The organism is Herbaspirillum sp. GW822-FHT03A08 (genome assembly GCF_058801885.1).
Window position 1 is genome coordinate 401,833 of sequence record NZ_JBXANR010000002.1, and the last position, 17,621, is coordinate 419,453.

Sequence of the window (17,621 nt, forward strand, 5' to 3'; positions counted from 1 at the left end):
TTGATGGCGGCCCTTATCGGAACTCACTTCGTTGGAGTTACCTTTTTGCCCCGCGCCGCTTCCTGACGTAGTGCTCGGTCATCGTCACGCTGGCGTGTCCAAGCTGCTGTTGCGCAGCTCGGATATCCTTGCGTCATGAATATCTATATCGACGAATCAGGATTGTTTGTTCCCAGCCCGGCACCGGATTCCTGGAACGTCGTTGGCGCATATGTAGCCTCGGAGCGTTCCCGAAAGGGAATGGAACTCGCGCTCACAAATCTCAAGACGGCAATTGGGGTCTCCGCGCATTCTGAAATTAAATTAAAAAATCTGGACGGCGATCTGAGTTTGTATCTTCAATTTCTCAAAACGCTTGCGCGGCTTGATGGAGTTTTATACGTAGCAATTGCCGATGCGTATCTCGATACAACTGAGATAGTAGAAGGACATCAGGTCGAGTTCGTGAAAGTCATGCGGAAGGATGCTGCCAGAATGAAGGGAGAAGGTACGCGCCAGATGATAAGCATTCTTGCCGATCAACTAGCAGCGCTCCGGCCGCAATTGTATGCACAGCTTTTCCATCAGACGGGGTTGGTCGAGCTTGTCGCGCGCAGCGCCATTCTTTTCTTTGCGCAACGCTACCCCGCAACATTACAGGCGTTCCGCTGGCGCATTGATCGAAAGGATACAAGCCTGACGGAATACGAGGACGCGTTTAGAAAGATTGTTCCGCCGTTGCTTCAGACCAGAATGATGCGTCGGCCATTGATTTCGATTCGCGGACTCGACTACAGCTATATGGATCGGTTTCTCATTCCAACGCCGCAATATTTACGTGACGACTATGGGATCGACATTGAACAATCTGAAGGTTGGGACATCACGAAAGTATTTCGCACCGATCTAAAATTCGCGGATTCGGCAACGCTCATGGGATTGCAGATTGCCGACCTGCTGGCCTCGGGTGTCCGGCGATGCCTTCGCGGAGGCTTTGGCCCGCTCAATGAAACAGCCGCAACATTGCTGGGCCGTCTTATGGTGCAAGCAGAGAAAGGGGACACGCCGCTCACCGTAGGCACTTTCTCACCGGAACCGACGTTAAGTACAGTGACAAGGGAGACAATATTGATTATGCAGCGAAACGTTCAGCGAATGATTTTGCGTTAAGTCTATCAACGATAAAGGACCTCTCCTGGCCGAAATCAGTCAAAACTCGCTACTCGTACGCGGCGCGTGCCAATGATTCAACTGTTGGAAAATCGCGCAGCGCAACGTTGAAGCTATAGTCCATGTCGATGGCATGTAGGTCGACTGTTACTACCTTTTGAAGCTCAACCGCAAAAGATAGCGAGCATGCACCCAGTCCCTCAGCGGTAATAGTTTCAGCCTCAGGGCTTATACGGATGACCGTACTTTCTCCTGCATACCTGTATTCACATTCGAAAATCGCACCTATAAAGTTGCCTCGGTTAGCGTTCGTCGTGCCAGCCATTGATACGATGGCGCCGATTGTCGTAGCGACATCGAACTTCTGGCCTTCCCCGATGAAAATCAACAGTTTTTTCATGTTTCTCAGCTGTTTGTATGTCTGCTCCTGCGGGCTTTTTCTAAAGTCGGCTTTTGGCCGATTGCGGACTTTTCGAGTCCTTATCTTTTTTGCGGTGAAGTGACGGAATCCGGATTTAATTTTTTGAAGCGGATTGTATAGAAATACTCCGCCGTTCCTGTGGGTATTCCCAAAAGTGCGTTCATATGTACTTGGGATATTTGCTCACGGATTAAATTTCCATCTTCGTCTTTGTATATCTGATACATCCCGCTGGAATCGTTTTTTCCCCATTCTGAACTACCCGAATTTTGACTGCGTCCTCCGCCAATCAGACGATTGTTCATGCAAACAAATTTAGACTTGTCCGTCAGGTCAGTATGATATTCGCCAGCAAGGCCGTCGTCGTAGAACACACTCAATAAATAGACTCGCTCACTTATTTGCGTAATTTTCCCATAGCGCGGACGTTCTTGAAAACGAGTACCTTCCTTCGTCCGATAGCCCCGAATCATTTTTGTCCACTCGGTCGCGTATCCAGAAATTGGGAGTACAGAGTCAAGTCCATGGGTTCTACCATATATTTTTTCGTTCTGGTCGCCTTTTAGAAGCGAGGCAATGAACTCATACTCACCACTTAAATCCGGGCACGGAGAATTCGAATTAGCTAGAGGGTCAACTCCGGAGGCCGGAGAGCCAGGATAAATCTCCCGGTCGTGCACACAACCTGTCAATCCAACCGCCACCAATATTAGAAACAATAAATTCTTCATTTTGTATTTATGCGCTAAATGAATACTAAGGAAGGAACGGGCAATGTGGAATCAAATTAGGGTCGTCAACATCAGCTTCTGGCCGATAGGAGACGATCACGTTCCAGCAGGTAGCGTGAATTGGAATTCATAAGTGTGCTTTCCGTCGACGACACTGATTTGCATGCTGCCGCTGAGGCCCATCAACTCCTCAGTTCCAGAGTCTGGCACCACGGTGATATTCAGGTACGGTGTTCCACGTGTCATGGTTGCATTATGTTGAAACGTGAAACTGCCGCTTCGACCGAGCAGCGAACCGCTAACGCGCTCGATCGCAACGTAACCGGCAGACCCTTTGAAATCGGTGCCTGCGCTCAGCATCTCGCCCTTGCTCGTTGCATCGAGGTCGCCATGAAACTGCTTATCGATGGACATTCGCGCAAGCTTCGCCTCTTCGGATGTGTTGTATTGGAGAAGAGGATTCAATTTCACATTGAACATCCCCACTGCCTGTCTGGTCATCATTTCACCTCTGTTGTTCGAAATCGGTTCGAGTTTTGTGCGTTTCCCCCTGCCGTCCGCTGTCCGCTGTCCGCAATACATTTTAAATTGGTTGAGAACTTTCGTGGCCTGTTGCGAACGTCGGCATACGGTTTCATGCTTACAAAGTAAGATGAAATTTCTTCTGAAAACTTCCCCTGTGACTTTTTCTGATCTCAACATGCAGGACGCCTGGCGTGTTTGCCGAATTATGTTGAGAGACCTGTGCCCCTTTTATTTCACGCCGCCAAAGGGGTATGGGATAAATTTATATCCGGTGCGTACGCGCAGAAGATGGCCGAGTCCAGGAAATGGTTGATGAGCGGCGGCGACAATGACACGATCCGCAGCGGCTTCGGAAAAGATCTTCGCTCTGGCCTTGGCGGCCATTGGAGAGTCGGTGTCGAAGACAATCGTGACCTGCGGTTGCGCGAATTGAATAGCACCCACATGCATCACATCCCCCCACACCAGCATGCGTTGTCCCTCTGACTCAACTTTGTAGACGGTATGGCCAAGCGTATGTCCAGCGGCTGAAACGGCTTGGATGCCCGGCATCAGCTCAACGTTGCCGTCGAAGGGCTTGATGCGCCCTGTCTCCTTGTAGGGTCTGAGCGCAGATTCAGCGAATGGGAAAAATGGCCGGTGTCCTTCTGGCGCCGTCTTCGCTTGTTCGGCATCCGTCCAATAAGCAAACTCACGGCGATCGAGGCGTATGACGGCATTCGGAAATGCTTCACCAGATGGTGTCAACAATCCTCCGACATGATCCGGATGAAGATGGGTAAGGTATACCTCATCGATTTGTTCGGGGCGGTAACCCGAGGCCGTCAGATTCTTTAGCAGTTGTCCTAGGTTCGGTCCAAATATGCCGCTGGGGCCGGTGCCGCTATCGATCAGGACAAGCTTGTCGCCGGTGTTGATCAAAAAACCGTTCACTGAAGCGGGAACCACCGGCCCTTGAAACGATGCGTCCAGCGCCTTTTCCACTTTCTTTGGGGTTGTATTCGTCAGCAGCTTGCCCGGTTCAAGATCAATTGTCCCATCGTGAAGGGCAGTGACCTCGAATCGGCCCAGCATCATTCGATAGAAGCCAGGTGCTTGAAATTTCTGCATGGGTGCCGCGGCCCAGCAAGCTCCAGCGAGCAGAGCCGTGGCCACCAGTGAAGCACTACGCAGTGCAATTCTTGTCGTCATATTCATTTTTGGTCTCTTAGGTAATAGGAAGATCGATCACGCATGCGCCGGTCTGGATGTTCCTGGCATGGCGATCTTGAAAAATAGTTTAAATGGAATAATTTTCTCCATTGGCGAATATAAGGAAGCACATTGGATAGTTAATTGATCCAATTGTTGAGTCGTCATAAAATCGCTGAAAGAGCACGCGCCGCCCGGTCGCGAGCCGGATGACATCAAGTGGGTCCGGGACACAACTCACGGCATCGCAAAGAAACCATGTTTGAAGACAACCTCAACAGCATTGCGACCTTTCTGACGGTGGTCGAGGCCGGCAGCTTCGCCGCTGCAGCGACCCGCATCAACGTCACTCGTTCCGCCGTAGCCAAATCGATCGCAAAGCTGGAGGCTCGCCTCGGTGTCCGCTTGTTTCATCGCACCACCCGACAGCAGACGCTTACCGACGAGGGCGGCCGATACTACGAACACTGTAGTCGGCTGATGACGAATTTGCGAGATATGGAATCGGTTTTGCAGGATGGGCGGCAAGGACTGGAGGGGCGTATTCGCGTCAGCGCGCCCATTCTTTTCGGTCGTCGCTGCGTCGCACCCGTACTGCGATCGCTGATTCGCGAGCATCCCCGGCTTGAACTGGAAGCGGAATTTTCAGACACGATTGTGGATGTGTTGGCGGATGGATTCGACTTGGCAATCCGAATCGGGTCCATTGCGGATTCAACAAGTCTGGTTGCGCGCAAGATCGGAAGACAACATATGGCAATCTTTGCCTCGCCGGACTATTTGGCGACAAATGGCTGGCCGTCCAGTGTGGCTGACTTGAAGCAGCACACGGGTATTCTTTACGGTCGTACAGTCCAGGCGCGCACCTGGCGTGTTCGTGATGTGGACGGTTCCAGCCGGGAGGTGCTTCTGAATAGCCGGGAACGTTACGACGATCTCCAGGCCGTTGCCGATTCTGCAATCCACAGCGGCGGATTAGCCTGGTTGCCGCGCTGGCTGGGCGCTCCCTACGTGGCTTCCGGAGAATTGGCACTTGTCATGGATATGGACCGCGTGCTGTCGGTCGATATTTACGCAGTATGGCCTCAGAATAGATATCTGCCACTCAGGACCCGGACATTGATTGATGCCCTGGCGGCTCAGGTTCCCGTCCTCATGGGAGAGTAAGTTAATAACCGGCGCGAGTTTTATGCCGTGCAGGCGCCTCGTATCGCCGGTGAAATCTGCTGTTCCAGTCGACGCCTGATACATATCCAAGGCAGCCAGCCGGACATGATGCCTGCACCGGCTCGCACCCGACGCTCCTGTCATCCCACGATCGGCCGGCGTTTTCGCCGTCCCGACGCGATCACGTGCTCCCGTGTCTAACGGACAAGTGCGACTTCGGTTAATGCCATTTCACCGTCTTGATGGCCGACATCCTTCCTTGGCGTGACTCTTTTTGTCGGCCTCAAACGTCCTGACTACGAATGCATGGCAGACGTGTTCCATCGCCTCTCTCCCGTGTTTTTCCGGTGAATGCCGGTTCTCGTCATGTCGCGCCTGCGGCGATGACGTGTCCATCAATATAAGGAAAGGAAGTAATCGTGCAACTTAAAGACAAGTACGCAATTGTTTATGGTGCAGCAGGAGCCGTCGGAAGCTCCGTCGCCCGCGCTTTTGCGCAAGCGGGAGCCACGGTGTTCCTGACGGGCCGGACTCTTGCCAAGGTGCAAGCGGTCGCAACTGAAATCGGCGGTGCAGCCGAAGCGGCCGAAGTCGATGCGCTCGATGAGCACGCAATCGAAAGACATTTGAAATCGGTGATCGACAAGGTCGGAAGGGTCGACATTTCCTTCAATGCCGTCGGCATTCGCAACACGACGTTGCAGGGCACCGCCTTAAGCAATCTTGATGTCGAGCAGTTTTCGTTGCCGATCGTTACTTATACCAAGTCTTATTTTTTGACGTCCCGGCTTGCCGCCCGACAAATGACCCAGCAAAAATCAGGTGTCATCATGACTGTGACATCGACTCCTTCGCGAATAGGCATCCCGTTGATGGGTGGCGTGGGGCCGGCGATGAGCGCAGTCGAGTCCTTGACGCGCGGCCTGTCTGCGGAACTTGCACCTTACGGCATTCGTGTGGTCGGCCTTCGCCCTCACGGAATGCCGGAGTCGGACACGATCAAGGAAGTCTTTGGGCTTCATGCCAAGGCATGGGGGATGACCTGGGAACAATTTCAAGGTGTGATCGCCGGAAGAACTCACACCCAGCGCCTGTCGTCGCTTTCGGAAATGGCCCACATGGCAGTCTTTGCCGCCTCCGATCAGGCGAGCGGGCTGACGGGGACGACTCTCAACTTAAGCTTGGGCAGCCTCGACGATTAATCCTGATGCATTGCCTTCTGTCTGTCTATCTGTCAGGCAGGCAGAAATCGACACTTGAAAACGCCGCGCATCGTTTCTGATGCGCGGTACCTCCGCAGCGTAAAGCCCGATATCACAAGGATCTTCATGAGACTCACCAATCGTACTATCCTCATCACAGGCGGTTCCGCAGGTATCGGCCTTGCGTTCGCCCTGAAGTTCGTCGAACTCGGCAATACCGTTATTGTGACCGGCCGACGTCAAGCTGCGCTTGACCGTATTAACGCGCAATATCCAGAACTCCATACCATTCGCAGCGACGTCGCCAATCCCGTGGAGATCGCTTCCCTTGCGGCGAGGATGAAGGCGGATTTTCCCAAACTCGATGTGCTGGTCAACAATGCAGGGATCAGTCGCTACAGAAACCTCACTACGTCTGCGGCAGGCCTGGACGAGCTGATGGAAGAGGTGAACATCAACGTAGGCGGCGTAGTTCGCATGACCTCCGCGTTTATGGACATCCTCGCAACCAATAAAGGCAGCCTGATCAATGTATCTTCAGGTCTCGCCTTCGTACCGCTACCGTGCCTGCCCATTTACTGCGCGACCAAGGCGGCGATTCACTCCTACACTCAGTCGCTGCGATTCCAGCTGGAAGATGCTGACCTGGAAATCATCGAAATCATGCCGCCTGCGGTCAAGACCGACATGACGAAAGATGTGTCCGACGACGACGGCATCACGTTGATCACAACTGACAAATTGATAGCGCTTTCCATTGACGCTCTCAGAAAAGGGCGGCTCGAAATTCATCCTGGCCAATCCCGGCAACTTGCCTTCATGCGTCGCTTCGCTCCCGATTTCATTAATCGTCAACTCTGGAAGGCCGCCAGAAAATTTGTACCTGTCATTTAGGCATGTCTGACATCGCGCCGGGGAGAACCCGGTCCTCGGAATCACTGTCCGTATCCGGAAAAGAATTTATCATGCAAAAACGCAAGCTCTCGTTGAAAGAAACGAGGAAGCATCGCAGTTACTCTACCGGTTTCGTGGTAAGCCAGTCACCCGAAGCGGCTTTCGCTGCCATCAACAATGTGCGCGAATGGTGGTCCGAAGGCATAGAAGGCAGCTCCGATAAAATCGGCGCGCATTTCAGACATCGTCTCCTGGATGTGCACCGATGTGACATTGAGATCACTGATCTCGTCCCCGGAGAAAAAGTCGTATGGACCGTCGTCGACAACTACTTTAGTTTTACGCAAGACAAGACCGAGTGGAAAGGCACCTACATTGTTTTCGACATTATCAGGATAGGTGGAAAGACGGAAGTCCGTTTCACTCACGTGGGCCTTGTTCCCGAGTATGAATGCTTTGGAATTTGCACAAATGCATGGGATGGCCTGATCAACGGCAGTTTGCGTGATCTGATTCAGCGGGGAAAAGGGCAGCCTGATTCCAGCACAGATCATGAACCCTTGCCTGCTTACTGAAGGAGGCATTAATGAAATTGGTCAGACTGCGAGCGCCCGGAGGATTGAAAAATCTCAGCTTGCTCGAGGAGGATCCTCCTCAGCCCAAATCAGGTGAAGTGCTGGTCAGAATACACGCCTCTTCGCTGAACTACCGCGATCTCTTCATCGTGCGCGGGGAAGCGCCATGCGATGACGGTCGTGTTCCTTTGTCAGACGGTGCGGGAGAAGTTGTCGCGATAGGCGACGACGTCGATGAATTGAAAGTCGGAGACGCCGTTGTCAGTACATTTTATCCCTATTGGCAGGGAGGAGCCATGACGCCCGCAACCCGGCGGGATATCCCGGGCGAAAGTTTTGACGGGTTTGCTCGCGAGTACGTATGCATGCCGGCGAGCGCTTTCACGAAGGCGCCTGACGGGTATACGCATGTCGAGGCGGCCACGCTGACTTGCACCGGAGTAACTGCCTGGAGAGGCCTGGTGGTATCCGGTCAGGTGAAACCCGGCGATACGGTATTGATCCTCGGTACAGGGAGCGTATCGTTATTCGCGCTGCAGTTTGCGAAAGCCGCGGGAGCGCGGGTCATCGCGACTTCTTCTTCCGATGAAAAGCTGGAGAAGCTCAAGCTTCTCGGAGCGGATGCTGTCATTAACTACAAGACCGATCCGGATTGGGGTAGAACGGCCAAAGCTCTCACGGGCGGACATGGCGTCGACCATGTCATCGAGGTCGGCGGACCCGACACGCTGGCGCAATCGATCGCGGCGTGCAGGACAGGCGGCCACATTGCTGTAATTGGCGTATTGACTGGTTTTGCGGGGCAGGTATCCGTCCCCGCCTTGTTCTCAAATCAGATTCGGCTGAGCGGGATCTCGATTGGCAGCAGGGCAGACCAGGAAGATATGATCCGAGCCATCAACGTCAATCGTTTGAGACCCGTTGTCGACCGCTGTTTCCCGCTGCAAGAAATCGCCGCTGCTTTTGAGCACTATCAATCCCAAGTACACTTCGGAAAAGTCTGCCTCGAACTCTGAGATTCCCACGATCGCCAGACCGCTATTTCAGATGATGAGGTTTGGTCTTGCAGATTGACTCTTTTTTCAAGGTTCATTCGTCTTAGCTATACCTAGACAATGGAGTGCAAATCATGAATCTCAACAGCAAGAATGTCGTCGTCACCGGAGGAAGCCGTGGTCTTGGACTCGGACTGGTCGAAGCTCTGGTCGCACAGGGCGCCAAGGTGACGGTCGTCGCCCGTGGCGTCGAAGCGCTCGCGTCCGTCCAGGCTCGTCTGGGCGTCGCTACGATTGCGGCCGATGTGACTGACGAAACCGCTGCCCATCGCATCCTCGGTGAGATTCGCCCGGATATTCTCATTCTTAACGCGGGTGCGAAGCCCCGGATGGAGCGACTGGATCTGGTAAGCTGGGAGGATTTCACGGCGACCTGGGATACCGACGTCAAGGCCGGGCTTTATTGGTTGCAAGCGGCCCTCAACCTGCCGCTCAAGTCGGGAAGCCGTGTCCTCACAGTTTCAAGCGGCGCTGCCGTGAACGGTTCGCCGTTATCGGGAGGCTATGCCGGCGCTAAACGCATGCTCTGGACCATGGCCAAGTACGCCAACGGCGTCGCGGAAAAAAAGAATCTGGGAATCAGCTTCCAGACGATTGTGCCGCAACAAATGGTTCTCGGCACCGGGGTCGGAGATGCGGGAGCCAATGCCTACGCGCATGTCGCAGGCGTCACGCCGGAAGAATTCGTCGTTCGTTTCGGCGCTCCGATGCCGCCTCGCCAGTTCGGTGAAATGGTCGTTTCCCTGCTGGACGATCCGAAATTTACCGATGCCATCGCGTTCGGAGTCAAAGGCGCGGGGATCTCGGTACTGGAAGGAGTTGGGGCGTGAGCGCCAAGCTGCCTTCCGGGAACGGCGACCGCAAAGCGGAGATCCTTGCCGTTGCCGGCGAGCTGCGGCCCGAGTTGCACCGCTACTGCGCGCGTCTCATGGGATCGGTTATCGATGGAGAGGACGTTGTGCAGGACTCGCTTATCCGGGCCTTGGAGGCATTGCCGGATCTGGATGAGGCAACACCGCTGCGGCCGTGGCTATTCCGAATCGCACATAACCGCGCTCTCGACCTGCTGCGCAGCCGGGCGGTGCGAAAGGCTGAGCCAATGGTTGCGGCCTCGGATGTCGTCGATTTGGCCAACCCTGATCCCGTGGAGACGTTGATGCGCCAGGAAGCTGTTAAAACCGCGGTATCCCGCTTTGCGGAATTACCCCTCGTTCAACGCAGCGTAGTTATTCTGAAGGATGTGCTCGACGAATCTCTGGTAGAGATCGCAGTCCTGCTCGATCTTACCGTCGATGCCGTGAAAGGTCACCTTGCGAGGGGACGAGCGCGTCTTCGCGAAATAAACGCCCAGACCAGCCAGCGCCCAGAGCCGGGGCCGACATCGGAGGCGGTGGCGCGCTATGTGACTCTCTTCAATCAGCGAGACTGGGATGGCTTGCGGGCGCTCCTGGCCGACGACGTCAAACTCAATCAATCCACGTATCCGCTGCGCGTCGGCGCGGCAGACGTCGGCTTGTTCTTTACCATCTATGCCAAGATTGACGGTGTGTGGCTTGTGCCCGCCTGGCTTGAGGGGCGGGAGGTCATTGCGGTCTTCGAAGATCGCAATAATCCGAAGCCGAGCTACGTCATGTGGCTGGAATGGAAGAACGGAAGAATCAGTTTCATCCGTGACTATCGCTATTCCCGCTACGTCGCCGCCGATGCGGAACTGGTGCTGGCGACACCTATAAAGCCAGCTAGCGACAACGCTACGCATTGAGCATTTTCGGCGCGGCAGATTCCGGATTTCGTCTGAAATTGAACTGAGCGCCGCCGAACTGCTGAGTCGGCAAGCGATGCATCTGATCGCGCATTTCTTCGTTCTGAAAAAAGCGCCCGACCGTGTCTGGCCGGGCGCTCTGTTTTTGATCAGCCGGGAGGCATCTTGTCGAATGCAAGTAAAGCGGGGTCGAGGTAATCCCACGTCTGAGCGCGCATACGGTAAGTGACGGCCTGTGGCTTATAACGACTCGGATCGTCCAGGCTCGCCGCATGAACTGTGAAGATTTGCGGCATGGCTGCAAAACGCATATAGACCGGTGAACCGCAGCGTGGGCAGAACGCGCGCGTCTTCACATTCCCGCTGTCGGCGACCATGTCCCATTGCGTCGCTTCGCCGGTAAGCTTTACTCCGTCGGCGGCGAAGGTCAGATAGGAACCATGGCCGGTGCCGCTCTTGCGCTGGCAGTCGCGGCACTGGCAGTGATTCATGAAGAACGGCTCGCCTGGAATTTCGTAGCGAATCGCGCCGCAGGCGCATCCGCCGGTGTAGGTATCGCTCATGCATTTCTCCTGTCTTGAGGCGCAGTTTGTCGATGCTTCTCAGTGCAGCCCGTCGGTAAAGTTGCCCAGATTGGGCACGACCTTGCGCCAACCCTCGCGCATGTTGTTGAAGGCAGTGTCATTTGCTGGCGTGACAAAGCCGGAATGCACCAGCCGCAATCGCGTGCCTTCCGGCACTCTGGTCAGGGTGAATGCGACGACCGTATCCAGTCGCGAACCATATCCCTTGTTGCTCTCATGGCCGCCTTTCCAGGCATAGACGAAGCGCTCGTTCGGCACGACTTCCAGCACTTCACAATGAATGGTGCCGTCCCATTCCCCGGCCGGCTTGGTTTGGTAGGTGAAGCGTGTGCCCTGAACAGGGGAGAAGCCGTGCGGCTCCATGAGCCAGCGAGCCATCAATGCTCCCGAGGTAAGCGTCTTCCAGATTGTCTCGGGGGCGTGAGGGAAGACTTCATCCACCACGATTTCTTGCGTGGGCGATTTCAAATTGATGTCATTCATGGATCAATTTCTTTCAAGAGGGTTCGGAGATCGGCAAAGCGCTTGCTCCAGAACACGCCGTAATGGCTCATCCAATCGGCAAGCGGCGCCAGGCCTTTCGGCTCGGCGCGATAGAACACGTTGCGGCCTTGCGCACGGTCAGTGACCAGACCTGCTCGTTTGAGGGACCCCAGATGCTGTGAAATGGCAGACTGGGTGACACCGCTGCCCTCGGTCAGTTCAGCCACGCTGATTTCCTGAGCCTGCACAATCCGTTCAAAAACGGCACGCCGCGTGGGATCGGCGAGTGTGCGCATAACAGTATCAAGAGAAGTGGTGTGCATAATGAGATATATTAGTGATTGCTAATATATAAGTCAATGCTAATTTATTGAGAAGGCCGCAAAAAATTTATTTAATCAGGGATATGGACGGTGTGTTGACGCTGGCGGCATAGCCCGGGGCTAAGCGATGGCGGCAATCACAACGCCACCCGGATGATGAAGTTCGACGTGATTTTTCAGCATATGCGTTCGTTAGTACCGCAGGTCATTCAATGTGAGCGTCCGCTTCTGGCCGTTAGCCGCCGTTGGTGAATCAATTTATTAGCTACTTTGCTGCGATAATATTGACTGGAGTTCCCACTGGCAAGCCTCGCGTTTGACGAATCAATTGGGATGAAATATGCCAATAGACATCGATGTCACACAATTCCAAATTTTCGATATCGTCTTGTCCACTCAGAAAAAGCGGCTTTTTATAGCCGATACATTCACTGGAGGCTGGTGGTTTTCCGCCTTTCCTCAGCCATTGTTGGAAGAAGCTGATGGCCAATGCTGCCTCTCCAAACTGAAGTAGTTCCTCATCGTGGAACGTCAAAATATTTGACGGTATCTCAAGAGCTTCTCCGGTTCCCGGTTCAAACATAACAACACCAGGCAGTCCTTCAACAAGTCGTGCCGTGTCTTCGGCAAAAACTCTGCCCAGCCAGTCACAGCCGAAACACGCAATACGTCCCGAGAAAATTGGGAATGCCAGAGTCACTCGCTGAGCCCAGACATCCAAGTCGGAGGCTTGTATGACTCGATATACTCCGCCACCAAAAGAGCCTCCACCTAACGAATGCAGAACTTGGGAAAGGGCCTTTTCATCTGATGCGGGCAATTTGCTCATCCCCGTTGAGATGCCCAATTGGTCTTGAGGGAAAGCCTGTATAAATTTTTCAAACATGTCGTATTTTTGGTTGGATTGGAAATGTCTGTTTCTGGCGGCGGATTGCGGGCATTCGGCTATGTTCCGTGACGTGAATAGTCTAAAGCTACAGCCGCCACCCAAAGAATGATGATGAAAATCCATACTGGCCAATAGAAATATGGCTGACCTCGCCGCCAGCGATAAATCAGTGCCCATGACAATGCAATGAAGTTCGATAAAACCGATAGTAAAAAAACTGGGACTGCCAATAAGAACCACACGAAGGGCGCACCGCCAGACGCACCTGGAACATCAGCCAGTTCGGGCTCAACCCAGGACAGAGATGCGGCAATTAAATAACATAAGACGGCGACTACGTTTGTGATGGCCAACGCCTTAGTACGCGTTTTATATGAACCAGCAATTTTTGTGTCTGACGACATCACAATTAACCCCTTTTTCTTTGCGTCGCGGAAGTCCGCAAATGGCCGATTGCCGACATCGTTCAGCCGTTATTCAACGCCTGTGGTAATCGAGGGTCGTTCATCCAAACGGAGTCAGAAACAGCAAAGGCTTCTTTCGCACGGCCGGAATGCAGTGCATCCTCGCGCGATAGCATGCGCCCTAACAGTTCCTCGTTTGCCCAGCGTGATACTAGCGCGTCGACAACTCTACATCCTGGGCCGCCATCAATTACTTTCCATTCAAGAGCCACACATTCCTTGGCTTTCTTGTCAGCGCCATCACCCCAGCCTCGCATGCTTATCGCCATGGCAACGCCGCTCTCAGGATGCGCCACGGTGAAGGTACAGGCATACACCGCAAATGCTCCATCGCCGTCATAAACAAATCCGCGAAAGGTTTTTGTTTCGTGCCCACATGAGTTGCAATGACCGATTACGGCTTCACTTCCTTGCTCTATTCGAAATATTTTATTCATCCTGATTCATTTCATATGCTCAGTGGCTGCTCCTGGCCGATTGCGGACCTCTCTAAGTAGCTTTGCGGAAGAAATACCACGCCACGAGCAGTAGAAGAATTGCCACTACTGAACACTGAATCATGAATACAGCATCGGGGCCAAGCAGCGGCTTATCCAAGGAAACGCTGGCAGGGTCTCTATACTCTAAAAAGCTAGATGTGCCCGGTCCGAAGGTGAGTGCCACGAAGGCATAGATGATATTAAGGACCACGGTCGAGAGAATGACAAACAACCATGGTCGATTGAGGCTGTTCCAAGTGACGCACGAGAAGCCTATTGCAAGCACGGATGGCAAGGCGATGAACAGAAAGAACATGAATCCCCTTTTTTTATTTAGGTATTTGGCTGCTTCTGGCCGCGAAACGACGCTTGAACGGAGGGACGCATCCGCCGAACTCATTGTCTGTAGACCACGTTGTCGTCCACGCTGTAGAGAACACAGGTTTGCCTGGCCCGCTCTTCGCATCGTTTCAGCGCTTCGTCGTTAACATCCTTTTGGGAACCGGCATTCCAGCCCCAGTGCAGGCGTGTCGGTGCCACCGCAAACGCTTTGGGCGACGAAGCCGCCAGATAACGCCGGTACTGTTCAACGCCCTCAGCAGCATCGAGAGGGACTTTTTTCACGTCCTCAACTTCGGCAAAACCGCTTGCAGAAAATTGCCGCGCACGGATCCTCCCTGGCAGCGCCCCCTGGTCCGGGCTGGAAATATATCGGGTATCGGTGATTACTCCACGCTGCATCGCATCTGTCGGTACTGGCTCGCAATTGGTAATCTTCTGACGCTGCAATCCATCGCAGAAAAAAACACTATTGCCCAGCGTGGCAGCAAGATCTGGATGAAAGAAACTTGCCGCGCCCTTGTTTTTTTTAATCGCAATCCAGCGTTTGACCAGCTCGGGATCTGCTTTACCATCCGAATAGCGGATGATCCAGTCATACAAGCCGCCCCTGATTACTGAAGCACCATTCAGATTGCCCTGGGCATCGTAGTGTCCATGAAAACCGACATGCGTCTGATCCAAAGGATAGTCATCGGTAAATACCCTGTTTTTACCGCCAAGAAACATACGTGAGCAAGAGGAAACGCAATATCCCGAAACGGCCGTAGTAACACCTCGTTCGCGGAAGAACGCTCCAATTTCGTAACCGGTGCCTGCATCGCCTCCATGCGAATTGCGCAGTACAACCAGATCGATGCGAGGATTTTCGACGAAGGCATCTTTGATCATTGCCCATTCAGAGCCGTTGACTGGTCCCGATAAAATGATGGTGTTGCCAAACTTCGCCAATTCCATTGCGGATGCTGTCGCGCCGGAAACCACCATGATGCAGATTGCAGCTGCTTTGAACGCAATGTGCAATGACGAAATGAGGGTCTTTTGAGGCGTCATCTTTTTCACGGCTATTCCCTTGTCTTCCATTTTTTAGGGATACAACTTGGCTCTATCGCTATCGGATGAATATCTTCTTGAGGAGCACCGGTTTGTTCGTCCGTGACGCGAACGTCACATGTGTTGCCATCACCCAGAAGTTCTGCTCGATATACCTTGCCAGCTACTGGCGTAACCTCAAGTTCGACCATGCATCTGTTTGTCTTAAAGCAGAATGTACGCGGTCCGCCTTCACATTCACCTACCGGCACCGATCCGGCCGCTGTACCAGCACTTACTCGGAGGTAGCGCGTCTCGCCAGCACGCAATTGCACGCGTTTTTCTCCGTCATAGAGCTTACTAAATGCACCTAGCATTGTCTGGTCTTGCTGACACTGTGCATCGCTGTAGTACATCCACGAAGATGATGAAAAATGTGGAAGATTGTTAACGATATGAAGAGTCGCTTGTGGCTCCCCCTTGGCAGGTTCTTGATATGCGCATCCGCCTAATACAGCTAGCGACATCAAAACAGCCATGCCCCCGATTATTCTTTTCATGTTTGAAGCTTCCCCTGAAAACATGCATGTATTTGCGCGGCCAGTTTGGGGGAAATGGTTGCACAGAACCCTGACGAATTCCTGACCGACGAGCAAATCTGGAGTCAGTAACTCGTTAGCATGTGACGTCTGAATATAAGCCGTTTTGAGCGGCAGCTTCTGGCCGATTGCGGACGAAGTTGTTCTTCGTTTTATATCTCAGCCAAGTCACGCCATTTAATAAAGTCTGGTAATGGCTTGTTCAGCAGAAACGCTACGAACGCCTCTGCCACGACAGTATTAGTAAACCATTCGTTTGCAAACAGTGCTATTTGGCCTCCGCCAAAAACCAGCAATGTGCCATCAGGATAGTTTTTATTTTCGGTTTCTTGAAATGCTCGATACTGCCGGCCTGTTAGCGCATCTCGCCGTTCCAGCATGCATGTAATTCCTCCACCAGCAATCTGTAGGTAGCTCCCTGTTTCGTCGGTTAACGAAGCGAATGACGATGGCCCATAACTTCGGAGTTTTAAAATTCCAGTTCGGACTTGAGATTCAGAAGGGCTATCTACAGGCTGCTTTTTTTCTATTTCTAAGCGCATATGTTCACGGAAATACCGTTTCTAATAGTAACGTTTGGGATTACATATTTTTCAAGTTGCTCTTGCGACTATCGATGTCGGCTCCTGGCCGGAAGCAGGCATAAATTATTGATGTTTCAATAGTAGTTCTCGCACGATTTTGTATTCTTCAATTCGCGCATAGTCCCGTTCTGTCGGCTGCTGTATACGACTCAAATCCATATTTTCAGTGTTATCAGCTAATTTAACTCGACGTGCTATGGGATTGGAGGCAGCACGTTCAGCGGCTTGTATTCGAGATTCTCCAGGGCGTTTCGTTAGCGCATCTATTGCTGAAATAATTTCGGAAGAAAAACCTTCAGACACTAGAGTTTGCAAAGAAACGTGTGTGTCTTCGACCACATCATGGAGTATCGCTGCGATTCGTTCTTGTTGAGAGCTGACACGCAACATCACTCGAACCGGATGCAGAATATAAGGTTCTCCTGCTTTATCGACTTGCCCCGCGTGGGCGCTTGCCGCAATCTCTATTGCACGTTCTAGCGTTGGCATAGATCCTCGTACCTGTTAGTAAATTTTTATGTCCGCCAATCTATTATTGGCTCTGAAAGACGTTTTAACGCCTTGTACTTCTAGTAGGGGCCAGATCGCTCGAACTTCCGCTTCTGGCCGTTAGTAAGCGTTCGATTTTTCTCAGATATAGGGAAACATCAAGCAAGCAATCAATCGCAAGCAACCCCACTAGCAACAATCTGCCAGGATGCAGGCGCTTCTTTCTTGATATCGAAATTCCAGGCGCAAACGCCGCCATCGGTAAATAGCACTCTTATCAGTCCATCGACTTCTACAACACTGGCATCCCATGCTTGCATTCGAACAAGCTGAATAGAGTTTCTGGAAATTTCTTTCTTCAGCTCACTTCCATCGATGTCATAACCTTCCGTGAGAATCGTCGGGGCAGTATGAGCAATTACATAGTTATAAGACTGCAATGTATCTCCGCACAACATCTCATCTATAAGACGCCACGCAAAGTCGGGGTCATTTTTTGAGGTTATTTTGACGACCGTATTTTTTAGTTTTCGAAGCTCGGACGGTTTGCACGCGTTCGGAAAAATAACACTAGGTTGTTGGAAACTACGGACATCAGGAGGAAGTTTTCCTGCAATGGCTATCGCGCAGAGAAAACTTAGAAACACTGGAATTAAGTTTTTTATTTTCATTTTTCAACCATGT

23 protein-coding genes are annotated in these 17,621 nt (G+C 52.6%); 8 read left to right on the forward strand and 15 right to left on the reverse strand.

Going from position 1 to position 17,621, the window contains the following annotated elements; translation table 11 throughout:
- The first annotated feature begins 135 nt into the window (after positions 1-135).
- Positions 136-1,149, forward strand: coding sequence for a DUF3800 domain-containing protein (locus tag AC1RN6_RS06810; protein ID WP_493004068.1), 1,014 nt, complete (start codon positions 136-138; stop codon positions 1,147-1,149).
- Positions 1,150-1,198: 49 nt separating this feature from the next.
- Here the strand turns inward: AC1RN6_RS06810 and AC1RN6_RS06815 are convergent, their stop codons facing one another.
- From AC1RN6_RS06815 to AC1RN6_RS06830, 4 genes are all read right to left on the reverse strand, one after another.
- Positions 1,199-1,549 (reverse strand): hypothetical protein, encoded by a 351-nt coding sequence (locus tag AC1RN6_RS06815; protein WP_493004070.1) that lies wholly within the window; start codon positions 1,547-1,549, stop codon positions 1,199-1,201.
- Positions 1,550-1,629: 80 nt separating this feature from the next.
- Positions 1,630-2,301, reverse strand: a complete 672-nt coding sequence (locus AC1RN6_RS06820) for a hypothetical protein (RefSeq protein ID WP_493004071.1) — start codon at positions 2,299-2,301, stop codon at positions 1,630-1,632.
- 96 nt (positions 2,302-2,397) lie between these two features.
- A complete protein-coding gene (locus AC1RN6_RS06825; protein ID WP_493004073.1) occupies positions 2,398-3,003 on the reverse strand; it encodes a DUF3224 domain-containing protein in 606 nt (201 codons plus the stop codon).
- 51 nt (positions 3,004-3,054) lie between these two features.
- Entirely contained in the window at positions 3,055-4,023 is a 969-nt protein-coding gene (locus AC1RN6_RS06830; protein ID WP_493004074.1) for an MBL fold metallo-hydrolase, read from the reverse strand.
- A 252-nt stretch (positions 4,024-4,275) separates the two neighbouring features.
- Between AC1RN6_RS06830 and AC1RN6_RS06835 the strand changes: the two genes are divergently transcribed.
- The 7 genes from AC1RN6_RS06835 to AC1RN6_RS06865 all read left to right on the forward strand — a co-directional run bounded on the left by AC1RN6_RS06835 (position 4,276) and on the right by AC1RN6_RS06865 (position 10,672).
- Positions 4,276-5,184, forward strand: a complete 909-nt coding sequence (locus AC1RN6_RS06835; protein WP_493004076.1) for a LysR family transcriptional regulator — start codon at positions 4,276-4,278, stop codon at positions 5,182-5,184.
- Positions 5,185-5,603: 419 nt separating this feature from the next.
- Entirely contained in the window at positions 5,604-6,386 is a 783-nt protein-coding gene (locus tag AC1RN6_RS06840) for an SDR family NAD(P)-dependent oxidoreductase (RefSeq protein ID WP_493004079.1), read from the forward strand.
- A 126-nt stretch (positions 6,387-6,512) separates the two neighbouring features.
- Positions 6,513-7,280 (forward strand): SDR family oxidoreductase, encoded by a 768-nt coding sequence (locus AC1RN6_RS06845; protein WP_493004081.1) that lies wholly within the window; start codon positions 6,513-6,515, stop codon positions 7,278-7,280.
- 71 nt (positions 7,281-7,351) lie between these two features.
- Entirely contained in the window at positions 7,352-7,855 is a 504-nt protein-coding gene (locus AC1RN6_RS06850) for an SRPBCC family protein (RefSeq protein WP_493004082.1), read from the forward strand.
- 11 nt (positions 7,856-7,866) lie between these two features.
- Entirely contained in the window at positions 7,867-8,871 is a 1,005-nt protein-coding gene (locus AC1RN6_RS06855) for a zinc-dependent alcohol dehydrogenase family protein (protein WP_493004083.1), read from the forward strand.
- 113 nt (positions 8,872-8,984) lie between these two features.
- Positions 8,985-9,740, forward strand: coding sequence for an SDR family oxidoreductase (locus AC1RN6_RS06860; RefSeq protein ID WP_493004085.1), 756 nt, complete (start codon positions 8,985-8,987; stop codon positions 9,738-9,740).
- Positions 9,737-10,672, forward strand: coding sequence for a sigma-70 family RNA polymerase sigma factor (locus AC1RN6_RS06865; protein WP_493004087.1), 936 nt, complete (start codon positions 9,737-9,739; stop codon positions 10,670-10,672). Before AC1RN6_RS06860 ends, AC1RN6_RS06865 begins: the two co-directional genes overlap by 4 nt.
- Before the next feature lie 149 nt (positions 10,673-10,821).
- Here AC1RN6_RS06865 and AC1RN6_RS06870 read toward each other — a convergent pair whose 3' ends face one another.
- From AC1RN6_RS06870 to AC1RN6_RS06920, 11 genes are all read right to left on the reverse strand, one after another.
- Positions 10,822-11,235 (reverse strand): GFA family protein, encoded by a 414-nt coding sequence (locus AC1RN6_RS06870; protein WP_493004088.1) that lies wholly within the window; start codon positions 11,233-11,235, stop codon positions 10,822-10,824.
- A gap of 39 nt (positions 11,236-11,274) precedes the next feature.
- Positions 11,275-11,739, reverse strand: coding sequence for an SRPBCC family protein (locus tag AC1RN6_RS06875; RefSeq protein ID WP_493004090.1), 465 nt, complete (start codon positions 11,737-11,739; stop codon positions 11,275-11,277).
- Positions 11,736-12,035 (reverse strand): ArsR/SmtB family transcription factor, encoded by a 300-nt coding sequence (locus AC1RN6_RS06880; protein WP_493004091.1) that lies wholly within the window; start codon positions 12,033-12,035, stop codon positions 11,736-11,738. The genes AC1RN6_RS06875 and AC1RN6_RS06880 overlap by 4 nt, the downstream gene beginning before the upstream one ends.
- A gap of 292 nt (positions 12,036-12,327) precedes the next feature.
- Entirely contained in the window at positions 12,328-13,128 is an 801-nt protein-coding gene (locus AC1RN6_RS06885; RefSeq protein WP_493004093.1) for a T6SS immunity protein Tdi1 domain-containing protein, read from the reverse strand.
- 289 nt (positions 13,129-13,417) lie between these two features.
- Positions 13,418-13,852 carry a hypothetical protein gene (locus AC1RN6_RS06890; protein ID WP_493004095.1) on the reverse strand — a complete coding sequence of 145 codons (435 nt, stop codon included), beginning with the start codon at positions 13,850-13,852 and terminating at the stop codon, positions 13,418-13,420.
- A 52-nt stretch (positions 13,853-13,904) separates the two neighbouring features.
- Entirely contained in the window at positions 13,905-14,210 is a 306-nt protein-coding gene (locus tag AC1RN6_RS06895) for a hypothetical protein (protein WP_493004096.1), read from the reverse strand.
- Between the two features lie 80 nt (positions 14,211-14,290).
- Positions 14,291-15,295 (reverse strand): hypothetical protein, encoded by a 1,005-nt coding sequence (locus tag AC1RN6_RS06900; RefSeq protein WP_493004098.1) that lies wholly within the window; start codon positions 15,293-15,295, stop codon positions 14,291-14,293.
- Positions 15,296-15,297: 2 nt separating this feature from the next.
- Positions 15,298-15,825, reverse strand: a complete 528-nt coding sequence (locus AC1RN6_RS06905) for a hypothetical protein (RefSeq protein ID WP_493004100.1) — start codon at positions 15,823-15,825, stop codon at positions 15,298-15,300.
- A gap of 191 nt (positions 15,826-16,016) precedes the next feature.
- Positions 16,017-16,406 carry a hypothetical protein gene (locus AC1RN6_RS06910; protein ID WP_493004102.1) on the reverse strand — a complete coding sequence of 130 codons (390 nt, stop codon included), beginning with the start codon at positions 16,404-16,406 and terminating at the stop codon, positions 16,017-16,019.
- A gap of 105 nt (positions 16,407-16,511) precedes the next feature.
- Positions 16,512-16,937, reverse strand: coding sequence for an HD domain-containing protein (locus AC1RN6_RS06915; protein ID WP_493004103.1), 426 nt, complete (start codon positions 16,935-16,937; stop codon positions 16,512-16,514).
- 170 nt (positions 16,938-17,107) lie between these two features.
- Entirely contained in the window at positions 17,108-17,608 is a 501-nt protein-coding gene (locus tag AC1RN6_RS06920) for a hypothetical protein (protein WP_493004104.1), read from the reverse strand.
- Positions 17,609-17,621: the final 13 nt, after the last annotated feature.

What these genes read in the sequence shown, in the direction of transcription:
- AC1RN6_RS06810 (WP_493004068.1), top strand. Translation starts at nt 136, where the DNA reads ATGAATATCTATATCGACGAATCAGGATTGTTTGTTCCCAGCCCGGCA.
- AC1RN6_RS06815 (WP_493004070.1), bottom strand. Translation starts at nt 1,549, where the DNA reads ATGAAAAAACTGTTGATTTTCATCGGGGAAGGCCAGAAGTTCGATGTC.
- AC1RN6_RS06820 (WP_493004071.1), bottom strand. Translation starts at nt 2,301, where the DNA reads ATGAAGAATTTATTGTTTCTAATATTGGTGGCGGTTGGATTGACAGGT.
- AC1RN6_RS06825 (WP_493004073.1), bottom strand. Translation starts at nt 3,003, where the DNA reads ATGTTGAGATCAGAAAAAGTCACAGGGGAAGTTTTCAGAAGAAATTTC.
- AC1RN6_RS06830 (WP_493004074.1), bottom strand. Translation starts at nt 4,023, where the DNA reads ATGAATATGACGACAAGAATTGCACTGCGTAGTGCTTCACTGGTGGCC.
- AC1RN6_RS06835 (WP_493004076.1), top strand. Translation starts at nt 4,276, where the DNA reads ATGTTTGAAGACAACCTCAACAGCATTGCGACCTTTCTGACGGTGGTC.
- AC1RN6_RS06845 (WP_493004081.1), top strand. Translation starts at nt 6,513, where the DNA reads ATGAGACTCACCAATCGTACTATCCTCATCACAGGCGGTTCCGCAGGT.
- AC1RN6_RS06850 (WP_493004082.1), top strand. Translation starts at nt 7,352, where the DNA reads ATGCAAAAACGCAAGCTCTCGTTGAAAGAAACGAGGAAGCATCGCAGT.
- AC1RN6_RS06855 (WP_493004083.1), top strand. Translation starts at nt 7,867, where the DNA reads ATGAAATTGGTCAGACTGCGAGCGCCCGGAGGATTGAAAAATCTCAGC.
- AC1RN6_RS06860 (WP_493004085.1), top strand. Translation starts at nt 8,985, where the DNA reads ATGAATCTCAACAGCAAGAATGTCGTCGTCACCGGAGGAAGCCGTGGT.
- AC1RN6_RS06870 (WP_493004088.1), bottom strand. Translation starts at nt 11,235, where the DNA reads ATGAGCGATACCTACACCGGCGGATGCGCCTGCGGCGCGATTCGCTAC.
- AC1RN6_RS06875 (WP_493004090.1), bottom strand. Translation starts at nt 11,739, where the DNA reads ATGAATGACATCAATTTGAAATCGCCCACGCAAGAAATCGTGGTGGAT.
- AC1RN6_RS06880 (WP_493004091.1), bottom strand. Translation starts at nt 12,035, where the DNA reads ATGCGCACACTCGCCGATCCCACGCGGCGTGCCGTTTTTGAACGGATT.
- AC1RN6_RS06885 (WP_493004093.1), bottom strand. Translation starts at nt 13,128, where the DNA reads ATGGGCACTGATTTATCGCTGGCGGCGAGGTCAGCCATATTTCTATTG.
- AC1RN6_RS06890 (WP_493004095.1), bottom strand. Translation starts at nt 13,852, where the DNA reads ATGAATAAAATATTTCGAATAGAGCAAGGAAGTGAAGCCGTAATCGGT.
- AC1RN6_RS06895 (WP_493004096.1), bottom strand. Translation starts at nt 14,210, where the DNA reads ATGTTCTTTCTGTTCATCGCCTTGCCATCCGTGCTTGCAATAGGCTTC.
- AC1RN6_RS06905 (WP_493004100.1), bottom strand. Translation starts at nt 15,825, where the DNA reads ATGAAAAGAATAATCGGGGGCATGGCTGTTTTGATGTCGCTAGCTGTA.
- AC1RN6_RS06910 (WP_493004102.1), bottom strand. Translation starts at nt 16,406, where the DNA reads ATGCGCTTAGAAATAGAAAAAAAGCAGCCTGTAGATAGCCCTTCTGAA.
- AC1RN6_RS06915 (WP_493004103.1), bottom strand. Translation starts at nt 16,937, where the DNA reads ATGCCAACGCTAGAACGTGCAATAGAGATTGCGGCAAGCGCCCACGCG.
- AC1RN6_RS06920 (WP_493004104.1), bottom strand. Translation starts at nt 17,608, where the DNA reads ATGAAAATAAAAAACTTAATTCCAGTGTTTCTAAGTTTTCTCTGCGCG.